This is a genomic window from Plebeiibacterium marinum (assembly GCF_026013615.1).
Classification (GTDB): domain Bacteria; phylum Bacteroidota; class Bacteroidia; order Bacteroidales; family Marinilabiliaceae; genus Saccharicrinis; species Saccharicrinis marinus_A.
The window spans coordinates 35146-44518 of record NZ_JAPDPI010000045.1 but is presented as its reverse complement, the minus strand read 5'-3'; the positions used below and the strand labels follow the sequence as shown (position 1 = coordinate 44518).

Annotated in this window: 7 protein-coding genes; all 7 read right to left on the bottom strand. The window is 39.5% G+C overall.

Going from position 1 to position 9373, the window contains the following annotated elements; all coding sequences use genetic code 11:
• Window positions 1-491: 491 nt before the first annotated feature.
• On the bottom strand, window positions 492-1202 hold the full coding sequence (locus OM074_RS17350) for a HesA/MoeB/ThiF family protein (protein WP_301201789.1): 711 nt from the start codon (window positions 1200-1202) through the stop codon (window positions 492-494).
• Between the two features lie 21 nt (window positions 1203-1223).
• Window positions 1224-2339, bottom strand: coding sequence for a 2-iminoacetate synthase ThiH (gene thiH / locus OM074_RS17345; protein ID WP_301201787.1), 1116 nt, complete (start codon window positions 2337-2339; stop codon window positions 1224-1226).
• Between the two features lie 10 nt (window positions 2340-2349).
• Complete coding sequence (locus OM074_RS17340; protein ID WP_301201785.1) at window positions 2350-3117, bottom strand: thiazole synthase; 768 nt, start codon at window positions 3115-3117, stop codon at window positions 2350-2352.
• Between the two features lie 10 nt (window positions 3118-3127).
• Window positions 3128-4906 carry a phosphomethylpyrimidine synthase ThiC gene (thiC, locus tag OM074_RS17335; RefSeq protein WP_301201783.1) on the bottom strand — a complete coding sequence of 593 codons (1779 nt, stop codon included), beginning with the start codon at window positions 4904-4906 and terminating at the stop codon, window positions 3128-3130.
• A 115-nt stretch (window positions 4907-5021) separates the two neighbouring features.
• On the bottom strand, window positions 5022-5228 hold the full coding sequence (gene thiS / locus OM074_RS17330; protein WP_301201781.1) for a sulfur carrier protein ThiS: 207 nt from the start codon (window positions 5226-5228) through the stop codon (window positions 5022-5024).
• A gap of 201 nt (window positions 5229-5429) precedes the next feature.
• Window positions 5430-8417 carry a PAS domain-containing hybrid sensor histidine kinase/response regulator gene (locus tag OM074_RS17325; protein WP_301201779.1) on the bottom strand — a complete coding sequence of 996 codons (2988 nt, stop codon included), beginning with the start codon at window positions 8415-8417 and terminating at the stop codon, window positions 5430-5432.
• 144 nt (window positions 8418-8561) lie between these two features.
• Window positions 8562-9365, bottom strand: a complete 804-nt coding sequence (gene modA / locus OM074_RS17320; RefSeq protein ID WP_301201777.1) for a molybdate ABC transporter substrate-binding protein — start codon at window positions 9363-9365, stop codon at window positions 8562-8564.
• Between the last annotated feature and the right edge of the window lie 8 nt (window positions 9366-9373).

Sequence of the window (9373 nt, the reverse complement as noted above, 5' to 3'; positions counted from 1 at the left end):
CTATGGTTGGTACTGGTGCTCATAATTACATTGCCATAATCATCAAAATAAGATACAGTAACCAGATTTGTATTGGCCATGGTTAAACCTGATCCTGCAACCGGAAGTGCTTTTACTAAAGTGCCAATGGCAGCCCCCGGGATGTCTTTTGATATCATCCTTTTTCGGCCATCATAAGTATAGAAGTAACAAAGGTCTTTGTCCCCCCGCTAGTAGGCGATTGCATCACGTTCTAAAACGATACAAATAAAAATATATAATAGGTTAAAGCCTTGTAGTATGATAAATATTCCAATGCTATAATTTATGTAAGTAAAGGTTTTATAAATGAGTTACACCACACGATGCAATTGTGCGGCAGCTGGGGTGCCTGTCCGTTCCTTCAGGCGGGCAAAGCCTACCGTTTATCAAAAAGAGCCACAACTTTTTAAATTGCAGCTCTTTTATATATTTTACTTCTTTCTTGTAATACGCTAAATCAAGCTAAAAAACTACACTCCATAACCAAGCTTACTTAGTTTGTTTTCAAGCGCATGATATAAATAAAGTCCATCAAAAGCCACATTTTCCGGGTTACAGGCAACTTTTATAACTTCCATAGCCATAAAACTGCCTATAATACCAGGCATTGCCCCAACTACCCCGATAACTTCCCCTTCTGCTTCTTCTTTTTTTTCAGGGAAAACATCAGAGTAAGAAACCCCGCCCCGGTAATTAAACACGGTGTATTGCCCTTGAAACCCTTCAACAGAACCATGTACAAAGGGAATATTATAAGATTGAGATAGTTGATCGATCAGGTACCTTGATTCAAAATTATCAGTTGCCCCAACAATTACATCATAACCTTTTACTATTTCACCTGCATTATCCCTGGTAAGAAAAACATCATAAACCTCAAAGACTGTATCCGGATTCATCCGTTGCAGCTTATCATATGCAACAGATGCTTTTTTCATCCCAATCTCCTGCTCTGAATAAAGAATCTGGCGCTGCAGGTTTGACATGTTTATAATATCCCCATCTGCAATCCCAATCTTTCCAACGCCGGCAGCCACAAGGTATTGCAAAACCGGACACCCCAATCCTCCTGCTCCCACAACCAACACCTTTAAACTTTTTATCTTTAGTTGCCCTTCATTACCCACTTCCGGTAAAATCAACTGCCGGTTATATTTCTCTAATTCCTTTTTATTTAACATCGCTCCTTTGTACTTGTAATACTAGCATTCTACCAAACAATGATCCCAATCCTTCCACACGGGTTCATAGCCTTTGTTTTGTATCGCCTGCGAAATTTCATCAGCAGTCCTGTCATCCGAAACTTCAAATTGCTTTAGCTCCTTATCCGGGTTTGAGTAACCACCCGGTTCTGTTTTACTGCCCGCACTCATACTGGTTACGCCAATCCCAATCATATTATCACGGAATATATGATTTTCGCGGGTGCTCAATGAAATCTCCAACTCCTGGTTAAAAATCCGATAGGCACACATAAGCTGAACCAATTGCCTGTCATTAATAGGGTATTGTGGCTGAAAACTCCCGGCATGGGGGCGCAAACGCGGAAAGGAAATACTAAATTTTGTTCTCCAATATTTCTGTTCAAGATAATGAATATGCAGAGCTGTAAAAAAACTGTCTGCACGCCAGTCCTCCAAACCCAACAGGCAACCTAATCCTATCCGATGTATACCGGCAAGACCAATCCTGTCCGGGGTATCGAGCCGATAATTAAAATCGGCCTTTCTGCCCCTTGGATGGTAGTTGCCATAGTTCTCTTTATGATAGGTTTCCTGGTACACATAAACCGTATTCAACCCGTGTTGTTTAAGCCTGGTATAATCTTCCCTATCCAGCGGTGCAATTTCAATTGATATATTTGCAAAATATGGTTTGATCATTTTAACCACTTCCTCAATATAATCCACACCGCACCTTTTGGGATGTTCCCCAGTAACCAGTAAAATATGTTCAAATCCCAGCGACTTGATCACCTTTACCTCTTCCATGACCTGTTCCCGGGAAAGCGTGCACCTGTCAATCTGGTTTTTACAATTGAATCCGCAATAAATACACCCATTGGCACATTCGTTTGACAGGTAAAGCGGGATATACATCTGTACCGTTTTACCGAAACGAGTTTGGGTAAGCTGTAAACTCTTTTGGGCCATTTGCTCAAGAAAAGGTTCCGCAGCTGGTGAAACCAAGGCTTTAAAATCTTCCAAATCAGGATTTGAAGTGGCCAATGCCCTTTTTACGTCATGGCTTGTCTTTAACCGGATGGATTCACTGATTTCATCCCAGTTATATTTCTCATGAATTTGTTGAAAGCTCATCTGATTATCTTTAACTCAAGAAACTGGTTAACGGACTGCTGGCCTCTGCCTGGGAACAAACTTTACCCAAGCCCGATAAATAAGCCATCCGTCCGGCTTCCACACTCATTTTAAAAGCCTTCCCCATTTGAACCGGATCCATTGCAACGGCAATTGCTGTGTTCACCAATACGGCATCAGCCCCCAATTCCATTGCTTCAGCAGCATGAGAAGGCGCACCTATCCCAGCATCTACAATCACAGGCAAATTAGACTGCTCAATAATTATTTTCAGGAACTCCCTGGTTTTCAATCCCTGGTTTGTCCCAATAGGCGACCCAAGGGGCATAACGGTAGCAGCCCCTGCATCTTCCAACTTTTTACACAAAACCGGATCGGCCTGAATATAAGGAAGGACCACAAAGCCATCCTTAGCCAGTTCATAACATGCCTTTAGCGTTTCTTCCCCATCGGGCAACAAATATTTGGGATCAGGATGGATCTCTAACTTCAGCCAATTGGTACCCAAAGCTTCTCTGGCAAGCTGGGCTGCAAAAACAGCTTCCTTTGCATTTCGTACACCACTTGTATTAGGCAGCAGGTTTAACCCCGGCATGTCCAGGTGATGTATCATATCATCGCTCCCGGTTTTCATATCCACCCTTTTTAATGCTACAGTAACCAACTCCGAACCTGAAGCCTCAATTGCCGCAGCCATCTGGCTATTGGAACTAAACTTACCTGTACCGGTAAACAATCTCGACGAAAACTCTTTATCTGCAATCTTTAATATGTCCATAACCCTAAACTTATTTTATTTCGGCTTCACAGGCAGCCACTTCATTTGAAATTTTTTCCCTAACATCCCGGTTGGCACGCATGGAACAAAAATGCTCCCCGCACATGGAACAATAGTGCGACACTTTATCCTCCTCATCCGGTAAGGTTTCATCATGATCCGCTATCGCTTTCTCAGGATCCAGAGCCAATGCAAACTGATCGCGCCACCTAAACTCAAAACGGGCTTTACTCATTGCATTGTCCCTAATATCAGCACCCGGAAATCCCTTGGCCAAATCCGCTGCATGAGCAGCTAACTTATAGGTTACCACCCCTGTTCTTACATCATCTTTATTAGGTAACCCCAGATGCTCTTTAGGTGTTACATAACACAACATTGATGTTCCGTACCAACCAATCATACCGGCACCAATAGCACTTGTAATATGATCATAACCGGGAGCTATATCAGTTACCAAAGGCCCCAGAGTATAAAAAGGTGCCTCATGGCAAAGTTGCAATTGCTTTTCCATATTTTCTTTCACCAGGTGCATCGGAACATGGCCCGGGCCTTCAATGATTACCTGAACATGATGTTTCCAGGCAACCTTGGTAAGCTCTCCCAACACCTTTAGTTCACCAAACTGCGCTTCATCATTAGCATCATAAATGCTTCCTGGCCGCATGGCATCCCCCAAAGAAACTGCAACATCATACTGAGCCAGAATATCACAGATCTCTTCAAAATGGGTATAGGTAAAATTTTCCTGATTATGATGCATACACCATTTTGCCATGATACTTCCTCCGCGCGAAACAATCCCTGTTTTCCTTTTTTCTGTGGTTTTCACCAGTTCTTTCAGCATCCCTGCATGGATTGTAAAATAATCTACCCCCTGTTCACATTGCTCAATAAGGGTGTCTTTATATATCTCCCATGTTAAGTCCTCGGCCTTGCCCTTTACTTTTTCAAGTGCCTGATACAAAGGAACCGTCCCAACCGGAACAGGAGAGTTTCTGATAATCCACTCCCTTGTTTCATGGATATTGGCACCCGTAGAAAGATCCATAATGGTATCTGCTCCCCATCTGAAAGCCCATACAGCTTTTTCCACTTCCTCCTCAATGCCAGAAGTTGTTGGTGAGTTTCCAATATTTGCATTGATCTTTACCAGGAAGTTGCGCCCGATAATCATTGGTTCAGCTTCCGGGTGATTAATATTCCCCGGAATAATTGCCCTTCCTGCCGCTATTTCATCCCTTACAAATTCAGGTGTGATAAACGGTATTTTATCAACTTGTCCCTCATCCATACCTGTTGTAAGGTAATATTCCTTTGCCCTTTGATTTTCGCGGATAGCAACATATTCCATCTCAGGGGTAACGATACCTTTTTGAGCATAAAAAAATTGAGTGACCACCTTGCCTTCTTTAGCTTTAAAAGGTTTTAATCGCTGGTGTTGATGACGGATACCATCCAATGATTTATCCTTAAGCCTTGCCAGTCCATACTCCGAACTCTTCTCACTAAGCTCATCTACATCCCCCCTTTCTAAAACCCAGGCCTCTTTTATTTTAGGAAGCCCTTTTGCCAGGTTTACTTCATAGTTAGGATCAGTATATGGGCCTGAAGTATCGTAGACTGTAATGGGTTCATTTTTTTCAACAGTCCCATCTGAAGCAACAGTATCAGCTAACCTGATCTGCCTCATTGGAACCTCTATATCAAACAGCTCTCCTTTTATATATACCTTTCGGGATTTTGGGAAAGAGCCTGTCGTTATCTGTGTGTTTTTATCCTGGATCATATATTTATACTTTTAAAAAATTCGATTAGTTTTTTACTATTTCCAGCCTGTTATAGGCTATAAAAGTTCAGACTAGTACATAAGAAATCCCTTCCTGAAACGATTAAATGACAGTTTACCCCCCTTTTGTAGCTGAAATGATTAACACTTTATCGTTTTCCTGCAAAACGGTAGATTCCCATTTTTTTTGAAGTACAATTTGATCATTTATTGCTATTGCAATACCTTTTAAAGGCCCCTGCAGCCCAAGTTCCCCAAATAAAGACGACAGTGCCAATCCATCAGGCACAGACTTCTTTTCTTCATTAACAATGATTACCATATATTAAAACTTAAAACTAAAACATATGGTGCCAGAATATATTCGCGTAGAAATCAAAATTCCCTTTACAGCATTATCTGTACAGGTTCCATGGGTATGATCTCAGCCTGAAATTTAAGGCACCCCTATAAAAAATTATATGCGAAGATAATATTAAATTCGGCAACCATACATAAAATGGCGCCGAATATTTATTTCATATTATAGCCATTTATCTAACAAACGGGCTAAATCATCAAGTTTAACGGGCTTTCCGATATAGTCATTCATGCCAGCCTCAATGCATACCTCCCTATCCCCTTTCATGGCGTTAGCAGTCATTGCAATAATCGGAATATCAAAGCGATTGGCCCTCAGCTCACGTGTTGCGTCCAGCCCGTTCATAATTGGCATCTGTACATCCATCAAAATCAGATCAAAGGTAATATCTCCACCAGATACCAAGTCAACCGCTTCTTTACCGTTGCTGGCAATGGCAATCTTCAACCCAATCTTATCCAACATTTTTTCAGCTATTTTCTGATTGATAATATTATCCTCAACCAGAAGGATGATTTTATTTTTAATCTTCTCTTCAAAAGACAATTGTTGAGAACCTCCAGATTCACCACTACTATCATCAGGTAAAAACAATTCTTTAACCGCCTCAAAAAGTTCATTGTGTTTAATAGGCTTCTGAATGACCCTGTCAATGGATTTGTACCCGTAATCTTGTTTCCACCGCACATCGGATGTAAACAGGATTACCTTTAGGTTTTTATTCACTTCCTTTAAAGTAGCCACAAAATCAACCTCCAACTTACTGAACACATGAGAATCTATCATTATAAGCTGCAGGTCTTCTTTTTCCCTTACTATTTCCATGGCCGATTTTTCATCCTGGCAACTCTGCGAAACTATCCCCCAATTGTTTAAGGTTTTCTTGAGCAATAACAGATTGGTTTTGTGGTTATCTACAACAAGTGTTTTAATCCCTTTAAACCTTCCTTCCTGAAGCTCATTGGATTCCTGGTTTTTGTCGATATCAAACGGCAAAATAAAATGAAAGATAGATCCCGGACTTTCCTTGCTCCATGCAAAATTTGGGTTCGGGCTTTCCACCCAGATCTTTCCGCCCATCAGCTCAATTAACATTTTAGAGATGCTGGTACCCAACCCTGTACCACCATACTTACGTGTAGTGGAGCCATCTGCCTGGGTAAACGATTCAAAAATCTTCTCCAGTTTATCTTTTGGGATACCTATCCCGGAATCCTCAACTGCAAAATGCAAAGTGATCTGCGACCCTATCTGTTTACTTACCTCAACTTTCAAAACCACTTCACCTTCAGAAGTAAACTTCACTGAATTTCCAAGCAGGTTTACCAATACCTGAATCAGCCTGCTCTCATCCCCAATCAATATATTAGGTATGGTCTGCTCCACGCTGCTAATGAGCTCAATCCCCTTTTCATTTGTTTTAAAGGACATCTGATCCATCAGGTAATCAATTGTTGAACGGAAATTGAATGGATAAGGCTCTATTTTCATCTTACCCGCTTCTATTTTGGAGAAGTCAAGAATATCGTTTATGATATTCAGTAAATTTTCGCACGATCGCCCAATAATAGAAACAATATTATTTTGTTCTTTAGATAAAGTAGTATTCCCCAACAGCTCCGTAGCACCTATTATCCCATTCATTGGGGTGCGGATTTCGTGACTCATATTAGCCAAAAACTCAGACTTGGCCTTATTCGACTCCGCTTCTCTTTTTTGAATCTCCTTTTGGGCACTGATATCCATAAATGCCTCCAAATAAACATCTTCATTATTCAATCGGATAGGAATGATGTTTTTAAGTATGGACCTGGAAATATTATTCTTTTGTACAATCAATTGCTCTTCTAAAACTGAAATAACAATACGTGTTGCCGGGTCAGAAATATGCTCTTCCTTTTCGGTAACAAACATCTCCCCATAATCCTGAATCTTACCGGCATCAAGTACTTCCTTTGGGGATTTATAGCCCATTATTTTAGCAGCTCGGTCATTAGCCTGAATAATCTCCTTACTGTTATTTACAATCAATATCCCCACCGGAAGATTATCAATAATCGTTTTCATCGAGTCTATTGACTCTTCAAGGGAAAGCGTAAGTGTTCTTTTCTCGGTAATATCCTCTTTAATGGCTATAAAAGATGAAATGGCTTTACTTTTACTCAAAACAGGTGATATCAACACTTTTTCCCAATACAGCTCCCCATCTTTCTTCTTGTTATTTATCTCTCCGGTCCAGATTCTTCCTGCCTGAATTGTGTTCCAAAACCCAGGTGAGGAATTTCCGTTACTATGGAACGAATCAATACTCTTGTTTAGCACTTCTGATTTATCGTATCCTGAGATTTCTTCAAAACCCTTGTTTACATATTCAACATTCCCTTTGGTGTCAGTAATCATTATTGACATAGGACTTTGTTCTACTGCCTGAAGCAGTTTTTCATTGCTTTCCTCTGCCCTTCTCCTGGTTAGTATCACCTTTTTTATCTGAACAATAATATAATAGGTAACAACAATAGCCAGAAGATTGAATACAAACAATATCAAATACTTAATGTTATTGTAGCGGTTTATAATATTAATGCTGGCATTGTTAAGCGACACAACATTTTTATTGATGTCATAAGAAATTTTGTTCTCTATTTCGTTAATCCGGGCAAATAACGTTTCCGACTGCTTTATATAAAAATTTATGGTCTGAAGATACTTATCCCGATCCAGTACAGGATTCTCAAGATTTGGCGATATAATTCCTGCAATTTTTGAGGCCAACAATTCCAGGTCGCCAATTTTTGGAGCCATCTCCCTGATTTCTGGGATACTGCCTGTATAATCATCCACCTCATGAACAATTACCTCAGTAATTAATTCCTGGTCAGGCATATTAACCGGTTTGACTTCATTCAGAGTGCCCCCTTCATCAAGAATCTCGACTATTTTTAAGCATTCTGATACCAATCCATTAATATCCTTTTGCGTATTGGTAAGTTGCTGTGGGTGATCAATACCCGAAAACCCTTTGAAAAGCAGATTTAACTTCAGGATGTTTTTTTGAAGTACTTTATCTATTTTTTGTTTTTGCTCCTGATTATGAATTATTTTCTGATAACGAAGAATATATGCATGGTCAAAATAATTTTCTATAACCATGATGGCCGCAATTGTAAGCAAAAAAATCGCCAACAATAAATATAATTTAACGACAATAGACTCCCCAAAAAATTTATTGGTCCTATTTTTATTTTTAGTATTTACCACAAATCACCAATTTTATAAATCAAATCGAGTATAAATTTAAAAAATTAATGATTTCCTCCTATTAAAACCGTACTTTCTAAACACAGAAATTCCTTTTTCACCTGTGGCATACTCTAAAAAGTCCTTTGCTAAATCCTTATGATGGCTAGTTGAAAGTATCCCTGCATAAATTTCAGCCAACATTTCTTCGTTTTCCGGGATAGGAAAAACATCCACTTCATCAGCATTTCCATTGGTATACAAATCACTCTTCCAATTAATAACCAATTGAGCCTCTGAGTTTTTCAAACTTTTTACCAATCCCCTTGAATCGGTAGATAAAGCAACAACATTCAATATCAGGTCGCTATACAGGTTTTTATGTGTTAACAGCTTCCTGGTTTCAAAACCTAAAGATGATGTTTCCGGATTGGCAATAATCACGGCATGTTTTTTTTGAATCAAGGAACGAATATCTCCTGAATAACCTGATGGATTTCCTTTTAGAGACATCACAACCAAAGGGTTATAACCAACAAAAACAGAATCAGTAATAAAAGATTTTGTATTTCCCTGCAATTTTTTAAATCCATCTTTGGATGCCGGAAAATAAATATCCCCTTCGAGTGAATACTGAATTAAACTGGCCAGGTTTTGGGAGCAATCATTATGAAGTTTGATCTTGCATTTATTTTTAAGCTCAAAGTCGTTGGTTAATTCTTGCAATACAGGCACCATCACATTTTCGCAATAAATAAGAATCTCTTTCTGCTCTATTTTTGCTTCTTCAGTATTATTTTTCTTGACCTTTTTACATGAGCCAATAAATATGGCCAAAATTATTACAATTATATATTTCACGACTAGCC

What these genes read in the sequence shown, in the direction of transcription:
- thiS (WP_301201781.1), bottom strand. Translation starts at nt 5,228, where the DNA reads ATGGTAATCATTGTTAATGAAGAAAAGAAGTCTGTGCCTGATGGATTG.
- OM074_RS17350 (WP_301201789.1), bottom strand. Translation starts at nt 1,202, where the DNA reads ATGTTAAATAAAAAGGAATTAGAGAAATATAACCGGCAGTTGATTTTA.
- OM074_RS17340 (WP_301201785.1), bottom strand. Translation starts at nt 3,117, where the DNA reads ATGGACATATTAAAGATTGCAGATAAAGAGTTTTCGTCGAGATTGTTT.
- thiH (WP_301201787.1), bottom strand. Translation starts at nt 2,339, where the DNA reads ATGAGCTTTCAACAAATTCATGAGAAATATAACTGGGATGAAATCAGT.
- OM074_RS17325 (WP_301201779.1), bottom strand. Translation starts at nt 8,417, where the DNA reads ATGGTTATAGAAAATTATTTTGACCATGCATATATTCTTCGTTATCAG.
- thiC (WP_301201783.1), bottom strand. Translation starts at nt 4,906, where the DNA reads ATGATCCAGGATAAAAACACACAGATAACGACAGGCTCTTTCCCAAAA.